Below are 14,855 nucleotides of genomic sequence, written 5' to 3'. Positions count from 1 at the left end.
TTGTGATTATATGAACTTATAGGGCTTATATATCTTAATGGCTATAAAAGTATTACAAGTCTATTTCTAATTCATTATCTTGAATTAAATAAATAGACTATTTTTAAGTAATTTAGCTTTAGATATAACTATCCCTATACAGGCAACCTAAGGATATATTTGGTTAAAAATAGCCCTTAAACTGATTACACAAAATTAGTTATATGAAGTTAGTTGTGACTAACAACTCGGAGGTTGTAGTGTGTGAGTTATAAACATTTGATGCCTCCTTGTGAGAGGTTGCTACTACAGTAGCGCTTATTTTGCGGAGATTCTAGCGCTATAAATCATGTTTTGCAATATGTTTTAGCAGATTTTATAGTAATTACCTTAGAAAGAGTCGATTAACTTGAGTTTTTTCTTATAAGAATCATTTTATAAGCAGAATCGCCATTCTCATAATAGCTATTAATCTGCTTATTTATAACAAATCCTAGCTTCTGATATAAAGAGATAGCTATTAGATTATTTGTATTTACTTCTAGTGCAATATTTTTGTCAGAGTTGTTTAAAATGTATTCTAATAGTTTTTTACCAATACCTTGACCTTGATAATTTTTACTAACAGCAAGAGAGTATACTCTAATAGTTTTTTTATACTCAAAGCATAAAATATATCCAGCAAGTTCATTGTTGATTTTAGCTACAAAAAAGTATTTTTGCTTATCAATATTGTAGACAAATTGCTTTTTTGAAATTTTATCAGACAAAAAAGTAGAGTTCTCAAGTTCTACAAGTGTTTGAAGATCAGTTAATTGAGGCTTAGATATTTGCATAAGGTAACTTCTTGTAGTTCATTCTATTTAGAAATTCTAGCATTATAGTCGTATAAAGTTGGTCGCCAATATAAGCATCTTCAATATCCGAATCTAAGGATGGGTTATCATTGATTTCTATGATAATAGGTTTATTGTCTACAACTTTTATATCAATACCATATAGTCCATTGCCGATAGTTTTTGCAGCTTTAAGGGCTATCCTTAGCACAGATTTATCAACCTGATGGATCGCAAATGCTTCAGAGTTTCCATGCTGAGTGGTTTTCTTATTATGATTAGTTATTTGCCAATGTCCTTTCGCCATAAAGTATTTACACGCATATATTGGCTTATTGTTCAATATACCAATACGCCAGTCAAAATCAGTATAGTAATATTTCTGAGCTATTATGATCGAAGATTGTTCAAACATGGTATCTAGAATTTGCTTGAGTTCCTCTGCCGAATTAGCTTTTTTAACACCTTTTGAAAATGAACCATCTGGGATTTTCAAAACTATAGGAAGACCTAACTCATTGATTAATTCTTCAGCTGCAAAGTTATCATTTTTAAAAATAAGTTTACCTTCTGGGGTTGGTATTTTATTTTTAATCATTAGGTTATGTAAATAAACCTTGTTAGTACAGCAAGTTATGGATTTTGTATCATCTATAACCACTAGGTTATTGTCCTCAGCTTTTTTAGCAAAACTGTAACTGTAGTGATTAATAGATGTTGTTGTTCTGATGAAAAGTCCATCATATTCAAGCAGACTCATATAATCATCTTTGGTAATGAGATCAGTATAAATACCTAAATCGTGAGCTGCTTTTTGGAAATTTTTAAGAGCTTTAGCATCACTTGGAGGTAATATTTCATTAGGATCATGTAATATGGCTAAATCATAGGAATAGTTTTTTTTGATTTTTCGCTTACGCCAAACTTTGCTACTAAAATTATTAAGGGCATTTGCGAATATAGTCTGTTCATTGTCATTTAGAGAAGAGATATGTCCAATCTTAATAGTTTTTATTTTCCATAATGAATTTTGCTTTTCTAAAGTTACTTCTAATATTGGTGCTGGATATTTTTCAAATATTCTTTTAGCAATTTTTTCTATACCTTTTAGGTTAGCTATTCCAAAGAAAATCTTGATAGCTAATAGGTTTGTATTTAAAGCGTTTAACGATTTATGCTCTCTACTATTAATTAAGTTAGATAACTGAGTTTCTTCAAAGTGGCTAATGCTGTTGAGTGTTTCAACAGTAGGTATAATAGTATCTTTATTTGAGTGTGCTAAAAGACAAGCGTAATAGCCTTGCTCAAGATAATTCATTTGCTCAGATAAGTTAATGATATAGTTAGGCTTGTTACTAATGTTTTGTAAATATTGATGTGTAGTTTCTAAGTTTGAATATGGATAGTATGGTGACCATGTGTCTTGATTATCAATAAGTATTTTTAAGGGTTTCATATAACCTTATGTTGAGATTAATGCGAGCGTATTATCTGCTTTTTTTTATAAAATGCAAGAATTTTTATTATGATTAAACTTAGTATTTTTTGAGCTATTAGTTATCGTTGAATTAAGCTAATATAAAAATAAGGGAAGAGTCGTTATTTGTCATATGTTATACAAAAAATGTTTGCTTATAATGCTTTTGTTTATGAGTGTTTGCTCTTGTTATTCATATGGTGAAATTGAAGATTTTAAATATAATCAGAATATTTTATTAGTGGGTGTAGTCGATAGTATTCCTAAGTTAGAAGATAACCAGTATGAATTTATTTTTCATAGTTATAAATATGGCGATATCTTATTAAAGGCTGATAAGTCATATCGACATTATCTAGTACCAGCAAATAAGCTAGAGTTAGAAGCAAAAGTATATAAGCCTCATGAGTATGATAATGTAGAAGCTTTTAACTATTCTGAATATTTAGATCATAATGATATCGTTGCCATAGGGCGGATGGTGGATAATACGGATATTATCTACAAAGGTACTGCAAGCTTATACTTGCCCGAAAGGATAAGGTATTACTTATTTAATAAACTAGAAAAAGATTTGCAAGGAAATGAACTTAAACCTTATATTCTAGCATTACTTATTGGCGATAAAGAATTTAGTCAATCTCAGCAAAATCTATTGATAAGCTCTGGTACATCACATCTAATGGTAATTTCAGGATTACACATAGGACTTTTGGCTTTTATTACTTTTGTTATTTTTAGAGGCTTATGGTCATTATCACCACGCTTATGTCGCAAGTTACCAGCACAATATACCGGTGTTATTGCCTCTGTGGTAGTAGCTTTTATATATAGTTTATTAGCGGGTTTTAGCTTACCAACACAACGAGCATTAATAATGCTTCTAGTGGTAGTATTATTTTGGCTTTTGGGTAAGCGTATTTCGATAGTTAAATCACTGATTATTGCTTTAAGCATTATAATATTGGTTGATTTTGAATCAATGTATAGTGTGAGCTTATGGTTGAGTTTTTCAGCTGTTATGCTATTGGTTATTATCTCTATAGTACTACAACAATATAAGTCAAAATTAGTAAAAACATTACTTGCACAAATTTATCTAGCAATCTTTTTAGTACCAATTTCAGTTTATTATTTTGGCGGATTCTCAGTTATTTCGATTTTAGCAAATACCGTTGCAATTCCATTGGTTAGTTTTGTTATAGTGCCATTACTGTTAGTGTGTTTGCTGCTCTCTTATGTTGGGCTAAGCTTTTGGATAATTCCTAGTTTAGTTATTAAACTATTAATTGCTTATTTAAGCTTTTTGACAAGCTATGCTGGTTTTATTGAGTATTGGAGTTATTTTTCATTTTTTAGTCTTATAATTATTATTTTTGGGATTATTTTAGTGATTTTTCCATTTAGTAATTCAATTAGAGTACTTGGGTTAGCTTTATGCTTAGTATTTTTGCAATCTTCAGAAAACACTTCACAAAAGAATCAATATTTTCGAGTCCATATTTTTGATACTAAAAATCAAATAGTACTAGTTGAAGAAAATGGTCAAAATATTTTATATATTTCATCTAAAAACTTAGCGAATGATTATGTTTTATCAAATACTTTAGGTAGTTATTTGAGTTTGGTAGGGGTTAAACAGATTAGCTATATGATTGTGGTTGATGCTGATGATGATAGCTTTAACTCAGATTTTATTAGACAGATAGTTCCTATTAAAACTATTATTACAAATTTAAAGACAGAGAAGCCATTTCAAAAGTGTAGCTATAAGAATAGCTTCAACTTAAGTCAAAATACAAAAGTTAAACTCCTTTCAAATGGTACAAGTTGTTTTATCTCAATTAAATATAATAACGAGGAATTTTTACTTATAGATAATTCAAATGCTAAGAATCAGCAGCAAATTTACATTTTGTATAATAGAATTATTAATCCAAGTATAGTGATTAGCCCTTTAGTGATTGATACTAAGTTTTTTAAACCTAGTAGTGAGTACCTTATATATACCTCAGATCAGCTATTGAATCCACAGACTTATAAAAACACTAACATAAGAGTATTTGATACATATGCTAATGGAGCTATAACTATTAGTGTCGATAAAGATGGTACCTTAAAAATAAGATCTTTGTTTAAAAAATATTAGTTAAAAATGATTAATATTTTTTATAGTCTTTCAAAAAAGTTTTTATTAATGGTAAGATTTAAGTTAACAGTCAATAATTTAAACGATCCTCAATGATAAATGTTATTAAGTACGCTTACTATGGAATATTTTCGCTGGTATGTTTGATGTCTACAGCTATAATTGCTTTTATACCAGTATTTATTTTTTCGTTAGTTAAGCTTTTGATACCTATAAAGAGTATAAGGTATTTCTGTACATCGGCTGTTCAATACTCTGTGAGCTTATGGGTAAGTTTTGTTATTCTAATTGCTAAGTTTTTTTCACCTACTAAAATTGAGGTTGAACAAAATAAAGAGTTAGATAAAAATGGTTCATATCTTATTATATGTAATCATAAAAGTTGGCTTGATACTTTTGTGTTGATGATGATTTTTCACAAAAAAATAGCCTTTCCTAAATTCTTTATGAAGTTTCAGGTTTTTTTCATACCTGTATTAGGTTTGATTGCCTGGGCTTTAGAGTTTCCTGCGATGAAGCGTTATAAAAAAGAATATCTTAAAAAGCATCCAGAGAAGAAAGGCGAAGATCTTAAGAAAACAGTTGAGTATTGTAAAAAATTATCCTCTAGACCAACAACTATCGTTAATTTTGTTGAGGGTACTAGATATACTTCTCACAAAGCTCTTAAAAGCGCTTACAAAAACTTGCTTAATCCTAAAGCAGGTGGAATAGCAGTTATTTTAAAAAGCCTCTCAGATAGGATGGTAGGAGTTTTAAATACCACTATAGTGTATGATAATCCTAAGCAAACTTTATGGGATTATATGATTAGAAAGACAAAAAAAATTAAAGTTAAAATAGATCTCATTCCAATATCAGAAGTGCCTATGGGCGATTATTTTACTAGTGAAACAGATAAGGAATATTTTCAAGTTTGGTTGAATAAGCTTTGGCAAACTAATGATGAGTATATTTCTAAAGAGGCAAAGAAAATCACTCACTAATTATAAACAACCTTTTCTACTAAATTCTATATAACCATAGGAGTAAAATATCACGCTCAATTTATTTTAGTAACATATATATTCAGCACTAGTTCTAAGCTGTTTTGTTACCTATGATATTTCGGCTATAAAATATAGTTAGCTCACTAAACTAAGCGATAGGCAATCTAGTAAAATAGTTTATTTTGAGATATGGTTATGAAAAGAAATTCTTAGAAATAAAAATTAGTTTAATGTATGTGGAAGCCAGTTAAGCTCAACAAATAAGAACAAAGCTGAATAAATACCCATAAAGATAAAAGGCATGTATATCTCAAGAATTCTAATCGGCTTGAAAGATCCTTTTTGTTCAGCAATATGCTCTTCAGTTAACCATACCTTTGAAGGAAGACGCTTCTCAAGAGACGGTACAATACTATTTTTTATTTGTATGTGATGTCTGAAAAATCTAATAATTTTCCACCATGCATAACAGAATACTAGCCCTGCGAAATAAGGTATAGTAACAAGAATACCAGATGGTGGATTTTCAACATTGATATTATTACTAATTGCTAGAGCAACTATACCTACAAGAACAAGGTTGAAAACCAAAAAGAATAAGTTAATTACGATTCTTCTGTAGCTAGTTCTATCTGTTAATTCAACATATATTCTATATTGCTCGATCAGCAGTTGATTATACTGCTCGTTAGATAAATTACTTTCGTCATCATTGCTCCATAATTTATCTTGTATATCTTTATGATTAATTTTTTCCATTTTGTTCCTTTTTTATCTATTAGTTCGAAAGAATTTTACAACCTTAATCCTATTATATTTTAAGACGATTATCAAACTTTTAATACTTTATAATCATCTATATCTATCTCCAGTGATTATATCAATAATTCTAGATGGTTGTGAAGACTTAACTTCTGTTTCTAGTATGTAGATACTATTAAATATTTCATTAATTGAATGAGGGTCATTGATAAAATCACGTCCTGATATATTTGCGCTAGTTGAGATAATTGCATCATCCATTTTAGAACAGATATCGGTTATTATCTCAGTGGTAACTAAGCGTACAGCAATAGTTGGCTTACCTCCGGTTAACCATTGTATAGATACTTTACCTGGCACAATCCATGTTGTAGGCTGTTCCTGTACTGTACATATTTTTTTGATTTGCTCTTCTGATAACTTCGTAGTATCTACGTACTTTAGTAAATGCTTGTAGTTATGGGAGATTATTATAAACCCTTTGCTTGAGTCTCTTTTTTTTAGATTAATAATTTTTTCGACAGCATGTTCAGATATGTTGCAACTTAAACCGTACACTGTATCGGTTGGAAGACTAACAACTTGATCATTTGTAATCTCAGATATGATCTTATTCAAATCTTTTGTAAGCATATGTTAGATATTATTGGCTTATAAACTAGACATATTTTATTACATTTTATAAATAAAAAAACCTATAAGCTATAAATAGATTATAGGTTTTGTAGATTTAGATTCTTAAAGATCGAAGTTGAATTACTTCTTATTTAATTGCTCTTTGATTAGGTCACCAAGAGTTGTAGGAGTCATTTGTTCTACTTTGTAGTTAGACTTACCTGCAGCAGTATTATCTTCATCAACAGCTTTGATAGAAAGAGCTATACTTCTCTTCTTAGCGTCAATATTGATGATTCTAGCTTCAACTTCTTGTCCTTCACTTAGCTCATCACGAACATCTTTTGTGTGCTCAGCAGAAATTTCAGAAATTCTGATGAAACCGTCAATGTTGTTATCAGCGTCAAGCATAACTACAGCACCGTTGTCTTGTACTTTAGTAACGTTACCTTTTACTAAAGAACCTTTAGGGTGAATGTTTATGAAGTTCTTGAAAGGATCTTCAGAAAGTTGCTTCATGCTAAGAGCGATTCTCTCAAGATCAGTGTTTACAGAAACTAATACAGCTTCTACATCATCACCTTTCTTAAGCTCTTTGATTGCTTTAGCTGGGTTATCCCATGCAACATCTGAAATATGTACAAGACCATCAATACCACCTTCTAAACCGATGAATACACCAAACTCAGTGATTGATCTAATCTTACCAGTAACTTTATCACCAGGCTTGTAGTTTTTCTCAAACTCATTCCAAGGGTTAGCTCTACATTGCTTGATACCTAGAGAGATTCTGTGATTATCAGCATCTAACTCAAGTACGATAACTTCAACTTCTTGACCGATTGATACAGCTTTATGAGGGTTAACGTTCTTATTAGTCCAATCCATTTCAGATGTATGAACAAGACCTTCGATACCTTCTTTTAACTTAACAAAACAACCATAGTCAGTAATGTTAGTTACTGTACCCATAAGCTTAGCACCTACAGGAAGCTCATTAGCAATATTTAACCATGGATCTTCACCAAGTTGTTTGATACCTAGAGATATTCTTTGTTTCTCTTTGTCGAACTTGATTACTTTAACATCGATTTCTTGGCCGATAGATAGTACATCTGTAGGGTGGCTGATTCTGCTCCAAGAGATATCTGTGATGTGTAATAAACCATCAACTCCACCAAGATCAATAAACGCACCGAAATCAGTGATGTTTTTAACGATACCTTGAAGAACACTACCTTCAGAGATTTTCTCTAACATAGCATCTCTATCGCCAGAATTGTTTTCTTCGATAACTGCCTTTCTAGAAACAACGATATTGTTTCTCTTAGTATCGATTTTAACAACTTTTAATTCGATATCTTTGTCTTCTAAATGAGCTACATCTTTAATAGGTCTTGTATCAACTAGTGAACCAGGTAAGAATGCTCTTAAGCCTTCAACATCCATAGTGTAACCACCACGAACATGATTAGTGATTTTACCAAGAACAGTTTCATTGTTTTCGAATGCTTTTTCGATTCTATCCCAAAGCTCGATTTTCTTAGCCTTATCTCTTGATAATCTAGTTTCACCGCAGCTGTTGTCTAGAGCTTCTAAAACAACGTTGATTTTGTCACCAGCAGCTACTTCTAGTTCGCCATTACTGTTTTTTAGAGAAGAAACCGGAATAAAAGATTCTGACTTAAGACCAGCATCAATCATTGCAAATTCTTTGTCTATGCTTACTACAGTTGCTTCGATGATTTTACCTATTCTCATCTCTGTTTGTTTTAGAGATTGCTCAAATAGTTCTTTGAAATTTTCTGACATTTTTTTGATTTCCATTTCCAGTGTGGTTGGTTATACATAGTTTGACAAGTACCCACTGGTTCAATATAAAAAGTACTAGCAAACAATTATGTAATGTATTATCTTATCTAAGAGACTTAAATTCTTCAAGATAAAATTACTAAAACTTATGTCTAATTATCCACAAGATGATATTTTTTTTATGCAGAAAGCTTATGAGCAAGCATTGTTGGCTTATAAGGCTGGAGAAGTTCCGATAGGCGCTGTTCTTGTCAAAGATAATCAAATAGTAGTCCAAGATTTTAACAAAACTATAATGCTTAACGACCCAACAGCTCATGCGGAAATTTTAGTTTTACGACAAGCGGCCAAGGAGCTTGAAAACTATAGATTAGTTAATACAAAATTGTATGTTACTTTGGAGCCATGTATAATGTGTTTGGGTGGTTTAATTCAGGCTAGAGTGTCTGAGTTGATTTATGCTTGTGATGATACTCGTGTTGGAATTTTCTCTCGGGAGAAGTTGCATCGAAATAAGAATATTAATCATAACCTTAAAGTAACATCTGGCGTGATGACTGAGGAGTGTAGTAAGCTCTTGAGAGATTTTTTTAAATTAAGAAGAAGTTAGGTATTTATGCAAAAAGAAAAAATTGTCGTTTTATATGGTGGGGACTCTCCAGAGCGTGAGGTGTCTCTAAAATCTGGTAAAGCAGTTTTAGATTCTTTACTAAACCAAGGTTATGATGCTGTTGGTTTAGATGCAAGCTCAAAAGATTTGGTTGTTAAACTTTTGGAGTTAAATCCTGACAAATGCTTTATTGCACTACATGGTGAAGATGGAGAGAATGGTAGAGTTGCAGCGCTACTTGAATTGCTGGGGATTAAGCATACAGGTTCAACTATGAAATCATGTGTTGTAACAATGGATAAGATGATTTCCAAGGAAATTCTAATGCATCATCGTATGCCTACACCCATGGCAAAATTTCTTACAGATAGATTGGTTGAGGCTGACGAGATCAGTTTCCCAGTTGCTGTTAAACCAAGTAGTGGTGGATCTAGTATAGCTACTTTTAAAGTAAAAAGTTTTGAAGAGCTTGAAAATGCTTATCAACAAGCATCAAAGCATGGTGAAGTGATGATTGAACAGTGGGTTACTGGGAAAGAGATAACAGTGGCTATTGTTAATAATGATGTTTATTCATCTGTTTGGATAGAGCCATTAAATGAGTTTTATGACTATGAGTCAAAATATAGCGGCAAGTCTATATATCACGCACCAAGTGGATTATGTGAGCAAAAAGAGCTAGAGGTTCGACAGTTAGCTAAAAAAGCTTATGATCTATTAGGCTGCAAAGGTCATGCTCGAGTAGATTTTATATATGATGATAAGGGAGATTTCTACATTATGGAGATTAATTCATCTCCAGGAATGACAGAGAATAGTCTATCTCCTAAGTCTGCGGCGGCTGAGGGTATTGACTTTGACAGCTTTGTTAAATCAATACTAGAACAGGCACAATGCTAAAGATTTTTAAGAAATTTTTTATACTAGGTTTTATTTTTGTAATAGTCTTAGGCGCTACGGTTTTTATTGTTAGCAAAACGGATAAGAAAATTTCAAGAGTAGATGTGGTTTCTAATGATGGTCTAGTCTATATTTCAAAACAAGATTTGATCGACAAAATAATAAGCTTAAACAACAAACAATGGTTTGATCTAGATATCGATACTGTTGAGAAGTATTTCTATAATATGCAGGGGGTTGATTATACTTTAGTAAAAAAGGTATGGCCATCAACTCTAGTTGTTTATATTTATGATCATAAGCCTGTGGCGTATTGGAATAATAACCAAATTTTGCTTGATAATATGGATATTATTACTCCTGTTGTTTTTGATTACGATAAAAATTTACCATATATAGATAGTAATGATGACACAAGTAAAGACTATATTTATGAAACTTTGCTAGAGTTAAATAAGCTTGCTAAAAATAACAAAATGCAAATAGTCAAAATATCATATAGAGGCAATCAATTTAGTGTTTTACTTTCTGATGATATTGAAGTGGTCTTAGGTTCGGTAAAACTAAAAAAAAGATTAGAGCTATTTTTTAAGTCATATAGGGATGTCAAAAACTATAAATCCGCGAAGTATTTTGATATGAGATATAGTGATGGTTTTGCAGTAAAGTATAACTAGAAAAAGATTTATTTTATTGGTTTTCTATGATAATAAGCTTATAATGTAATATAAGTGTATGAAAGTAAAAAAATATCTGTCTTAGATTGGGGCTTTATATAATGGGTTTTGGGAATAGTAATTTTTGTGCGGTAGATTTGGGCTCTCATAAAATCACCGTTGCAATTGGACAACTTGCTGAAAATAACAGTATAAAAATATTAGGAGTTAGCCAAAAACAATCAAGAGGTATAAAACAAGGTTCTGTAATTAACCTTGAAATGGCTATGGAAACACTAAATGCAGCTTTAGATGAAGCAAAGAGCATTGCAGGAGTAGATATTAAAGAAGTTACTCTTGGAGTAAGTGCTCCTAGTATCAGTGGTTTTAACTCTTATGGTTTAGCAGCTGTCGAGAATGGAGAAGTAAGTTTAGAAGATTTGGCGATGGCTATTAAGACAGCAAAAGCTGTACCAATGTCTGCTGATACTGAAATGCTTCATGTTCTTCAAAGAGATTACATAGTTGATGGTCAGTCTGGAGTTACTGAGCCAATCGGTATGTTTGCGGTTAGGCTTGAGTCTAATGTCCACATTATTGTGGCATCTTCTAGAATGTTGCAAAACGTCCGCAAATGTGTTTCAAGTTGTGGCTATGCCATAGAAAACTTGGTTGTAGAACATTTAGCTGCGAGTAGTGCGACTCTGACTGATAATGAAAGAGAAATGGGCGTTTGTCTTGTAAATATTGGCGCTGATTCAACGAGTTTTTCTGTGTTCGCAGATGGAGGTATTTGTTATACTTCGAGTATTAAGACTGGTGGAGCAAGTATTTCTTCAGATATATCTAAAGTATTTAGGCTTCCTATTGAAGCAGCTGAAAGTTTGAAACTACAATTTGGCTATTCAGCGAGTAAGTATCTTAAAAATCCAGATGAGAAAATAGATATACCAAATTCATTAGGTAATGCTAAAAAAAGAATATCATTACAGGACTTGTCTTTGGTTATAGAGGCTAGAGTTGAAGAGATATTTGAATCTTTATATCGCGAATTAGATCAAAACCGTTTGTTGGAAGTAATTTCTTCTGGTATTGTTTTCACTGGTGGTGGTGCTAAGTTAAAAGGATTAGCAAGGCTTGCCGAAGATATGTTTAAACTTCCTGTAAGAGTAGGTGGCCCTATCGAGGTTTCTGGTGCAAGTGAGGTTGTACACAATCCATCATATTCAACAGTTGTGGGATTGTTGAAGTATGCTGCAGAAAATAGTGATGCAACTAATGATCAAAAAATTGATGATGATGTTATGGAGATAGATGAAAGTACAACTAAGTCTAAGAAAAAGATAATATCATCTGTTAAAGGTTGGTTTTCAAATAATTTTTAAGTTAAGTAGTAAGTGAATCTAAAAGTAAAGGAGTAATTATATGTTTGATTTTAATGATTCAATGGTTTCAAATGCCATAATTAAAGTTGTTGGTGTTGGTGGCGGCGGCGGTAATGCTGTACAACATATGTGTGAAGATGTTACTGATGTTGAGTTTTTTGCACTGAACACTGATGGTCAAGCATTATCTAAGTCAAAAGTACAAAATATATTGCAAATAGGTACTAATCTTACAAAAGGTCTAGGTGCTGGTGCAAATCCTGAGATTGGTAAAAGAGCAGCAACTGAAGATAGAGCAAAGATTGAGCAACTTCTTGAAGGTGCAGATATGGTTTTCATCACAGCTGGTATGGGTGGTGGAACAGGTACTGGTGGTGCGCCTGTAGTTGCTGAAGTAGCAAAAGAAATGGGTATACTAACTGTAGCTGTGGTCACTAAGCCTTTCCCATTTGAAGGACCAAGAAGAATGAAAGCTGCTGAGTATGGTATTGATGAGCTAACTCAACATGTTGACTCTATAATTACTGTACCAAATGAGAAGTTACTAAGTGTACTTGGCAAAGGAGCATCGCTAATCGATGCTTTCAATGCTGCTAATGATGTATTAGGTAATGCTGTTAAAGGTGTTTCTGAGCTTATCACTAAGCCAGGTCTTATCAACGTTGACTTCGCTGACGTTAGAGCTGTAATGACTGATATGGGTCTAGCTATGATGGGTATGGGTGAAGCTACTGGTGAAAATAGAGCAAGAGAAGCTGCTGAAGCTGCGATTTCTAGTCCATTACTTGAAGATATAAATCTTGATGGTGCTAAAGGTGTAATCGTAAATATTACAGCTGGTATGGATATGTCTATTGGTGAGTTTGAAGAAGTTGGTGAAGTGATTAGATCATTTATTTCTGATGAAGCTATCGTAATTGCAGGTACAGTTATTGATCCTGATATGACTGACTCTATGAAAGTAACTGTTGTAGTTACTGGTATAGAAAAAGTAGCTATGAAAAGAGGCTTTGGTGTAGAGAAGACAACATCTAATCCGTCACAAGGTTACTCCTCAAGCAAGCCTTCACCATCTTTTTCAAGAAGTGAAGATGTTTCTAGCTCTGCTAGTGCTCCGAAAACAGAATCTGAAGATGTTAATAAATCAGATATTCCAAGTTTCCTTAGAAGAAGATAATTTCTTATAGATTTTTCTTATTGTCAAAATAATTTAAATATATTGCTATAGCTCTAAAATCTTATTGATTCTATATCAATATAGTTCTTTGACATATATAATTTAGATATTGATGTTTTGCATATACGTTTTGTTTGTGGATTGTCATGTCGAAATATATTGAGTATTTCCGACTGTGCTTTCTATGATAACTTGATTGTATATATTTAGAGAGGTTAAGAATGAAGCAAAAAACTATTTCAAAAGAATTTTCGGTTACGGGTATTGGCCTACATTCTGGTGTAGATGTTTCTATGACTGTTAAGCCAGCTAGTACTAATACTGGTATAGTATTTCGTCGAGCTGACCTTAGTCCTATAGTAGATATTAAGGTTACACCATCTAATATCAAAGAAGCTATAATGTGTACATTATTGACAAAAGATGGTGATCAAAGTTTGTCAGTATCAACTATTGAGCATCTAATGTCTGCATTTGCAATGTTTGAAGTTGATAATGTTCTAATCGAAGTTAATGCTCCAGAGTTACCTGTAATGGATGGTAGTTCTTATGAGTTCACACAATTATTAAAAGATGTTGGTGTAGTTGAGCAAGAAGCTGACCGTAAAGGGATCAAAATTCTAAAGTCTGTAAAAGTTGAACATGAAGGTAAATTCGCAGAAGTTTTACCTAGTGATACTCTTAAGTATGAATTTAAGATTGAGTGGGATCATCCAGTTATCGCTGCAACAAACGATCATATCGTATTTGAGTATAGTCTTGATGAATATATCAAAATGGTTTCAAAAGCGAGAACATTTGGTTTTTATGAACAGCTTGCATATTTGCATCAAAATAATTTGGCAAAAGGTGCCTCATTAGATAATGCGGTAGGAATTACTAATGATGGTGTTCTTAACGAAGGTGGCTTACGTTACGAAGATGAATTTGTAAGACATAAACTATTAGACGCAATTGGTGACTTTTATGTTGGTGGTTACATATTGGGACATTTCAATTGCTTTAAATCTGGTCATACTCTTAATAATAAACTTTTACATGCTGTTTTTGCAGATAAAGATGCATGGGAGTATATTTAGTCTGTTAGAACTATATCTTCATCGTTGATTTGTATAGCTAAAGATTCTTTTATTAGCTTCACATTTTGATCATTATGGATTTTCTTAACTGCATTTTCACGCTTAATTTCAGCGGGAGATTTGTGATTAGAGTTAGTAGATGTTGGTAGATTTTTAATATCTAGTCTAAAGTCTGAGCTATCTAAATGCTGACTAATAGCTGATTGCAGCTTTGCTATACTTTGAGGTTCAAGCTCAAGAATTTTCTTAGCATCTTCATTAAGTTGAATTTCAAATGTGTCATTAGTTTCATTTATTAGGTGGCTGTTAAATGCTAAGGTCTTTGTAAAACCCTTTAGTTTGATTGCATTTAGCAGATTGAACCATTTTTTATCCAAAGATTCTTCTGAAGTATTGTTTTGTCTGTTAGATTCGCTAAACTGCCTTTGT

At 32.1% G+C, this 14,855-nt stretch carries 14 protein-coding genes; 8 read left to right on the top strand and 6 right to left on the bottom strand.

All coding sequences use genetic code 11. The features are described 5' to 3' along the window. Positions 1-383: 383 nt before the first annotated feature. Together FTPG_RS01805 and FTPG_RS01800 are read right to left on the bottom strand one after the other, a co-directional pair. The gene (locus FTPG_RS01805; protein WP_004286703.1) at positions 384-815 is read right to left on the bottom strand and encodes a GNAT family N-acetyltransferase; all 432 of its coding nucleotides are present in this window, start codon (positions 813-815) and stop codon (positions 384-386) included. After that, positions 802-2,271 carry a RimK family protein gene (locus tag FTPG_RS01800; RefSeq protein WP_004286702.1) on the bottom strand — a complete coding sequence of 490 codons (1,470 nt, stop codon included), beginning with the start codon at positions 2,269-2,271 and terminating at the stop codon, positions 802-804. Before FTPG_RS01800 ends, FTPG_RS01805 begins: the two co-directional genes overlap by 14 nt. A gap of 154 nt (positions 2,272-2,425) precedes the next feature. Here FTPG_RS01800 and FTPG_RS01795 point away from each other — a divergent pair, with 154 nt between their 5' ends. Both FTPG_RS01795 and FTPG_RS01790 read left to right on the top strand, forming a co-directional pair. Continuing rightward, positions 2,426-4,441 (top strand): ComEC/Rec2 family competence protein, encoded by a 2,016-nt coding sequence (locus tag FTPG_RS01795; RefSeq protein ID WP_004286701.1) that lies wholly within the window; start codon positions 2,426-2,428, stop codon positions 4,439-4,441. A gap of 92 nt (positions 4,442-4,533) precedes the next feature. Further along, complete coding sequence (locus FTPG_RS01790; protein ID WP_004286700.1) at positions 4,534-5,427, top strand: acyltransferase; 894 nt, start codon at positions 4,534-4,536, stop codon at positions 5,425-5,427. Positions 5,428-5,652: 225 nt separating this feature from the next. Here the strand turns inward: FTPG_RS01790 and FTPG_RS01785 are convergent, their stop codons facing one another. The 3 genes from FTPG_RS01785 to rpsA all read right to left on the bottom strand — a co-directional run bounded on the left by FTPG_RS01785 (position 5,653) and on the right by rpsA (position 8,619). Beyond that, the gene (locus FTPG_RS01785) at positions 5,653-6,189 is read right to left on the bottom strand and encodes an intracellular proliferation membrane protein RipA (protein WP_004286699.1); all 537 of its coding nucleotides are present in this window, start codon (positions 6,187-6,189) and stop codon (positions 5,653-5,655) included. A gap of 93 nt (positions 6,190-6,282) precedes the next feature. Then, on the bottom strand, positions 6,283-6,825 hold the full coding sequence (locus FTPG_RS01780) for an L-threonylcarbamoyladenylate synthase (protein ID WP_004286698.1): 543 nt from the start codon (positions 6,823-6,825) through the stop codon (positions 6,283-6,285). A gap of 123 nt (positions 6,826-6,948) precedes the next feature. Beyond that, complete coding sequence (rpsA, locus tag FTPG_RS01775; protein ID WP_004286697.1) at positions 6,949-8,619, bottom strand: 30S ribosomal protein S1; 1,671 nt, start codon at positions 8,617-8,619, stop codon at positions 6,949-6,951. 148 nt (positions 8,620-8,767) lie between these two features. Here rpsA and tadA point away from each other — a divergent pair, with 148 nt between their 5' ends. The 6 genes from tadA (at position 8,768) to lpxC (ending at position 14,426) form a co-directional block, all read left to right on the top strand. Next, positions 8,768-9,229: a tRNA adenosine(34) deaminase TadA gene (gene tadA, locus FTPG_RS01770; RefSeq protein WP_004286696.1), complete on the top strand. Its 462-nt coding sequence runs from the start codon at positions 8,768-8,770 to the stop codon at positions 9,227-9,229. A gap of 6 nt (positions 9,230-9,235) precedes the next feature. Next, positions 9,236-10,129 (top strand): D-alanine--D-alanine ligase, encoded by an 894-nt coding sequence (locus FTPG_RS01765; RefSeq protein ID WP_004286695.1) that lies wholly within the window; start codon positions 9,236-9,238, stop codon positions 10,127-10,129. Then, on the top strand, positions 10,123-10,806 hold the full coding sequence (locus FTPG_RS01760) for a cell division protein FtsQ/DivIB (RefSeq protein WP_004286694.1): 684 nt from the start codon (positions 10,123-10,125) through the stop codon (positions 10,804-10,806). Before FTPG_RS01765 ends, FTPG_RS01760 begins: the two co-directional genes overlap by 7 nt. A gap of 101 nt (positions 10,807-10,907) precedes the next feature. After that, on the top strand, positions 10,908-12,170 hold the full coding sequence (gene ftsA / locus FTPG_RS01755; RefSeq protein ID WP_004286693.1) for a cell division protein FtsA: 1,263 nt from the start codon (positions 10,908-10,910) through the stop codon (positions 12,168-12,170). Positions 12,171-12,210: 40 nt separating this feature from the next. Beyond that, complete coding sequence (ftsZ, locus tag FTPG_RS01750; RefSeq protein ID WP_004286692.1) at positions 12,211-13,347, top strand: cell division protein FtsZ; 1,137 nt, start codon at positions 12,211-12,213, stop codon at positions 13,345-13,347. Between the two features lie 221 nt (positions 13,348-13,568). Continuing rightward, entirely contained in the window at positions 13,569-14,426 is an 858-nt protein-coding gene (gene lpxC, locus FTPG_RS01745) for a UDP-3-O-acyl-N-acetylglucosamine deacetylase (protein WP_004286691.1), read from the top strand. Here lpxC and FTPG_RS09845 read toward each other — a convergent pair. Beyond that, the coding region (locus FTPG_RS09845) for a DNA polymerase III subunit gamma/tau C-terminal domain-containing protein (protein ID WP_004286690.1) at positions 14,423-14,855 on the bottom strand (433 nt) is incomplete at its 5' end. The two genes, lpxC and FTPG_RS09845, sit on opposite strands and share 4 nt — an antisense overlap.

It is taken from the genome of Francisella philomiragia subsp. philomiragia ATCC 25015, from assembly GCF_000156715.1.
In the GTDB taxonomy this organism is placed as follows: Bacteria; Pseudomonadota; Gammaproteobacteria; order Francisellales; family Francisellaceae; genus Francisella; species Francisella philomiragia.
The sequence above is the reverse complement of the archived record's forward strand: the minus strand, read 5'-3'. Positions and strand labels throughout refer to the sequence as shown.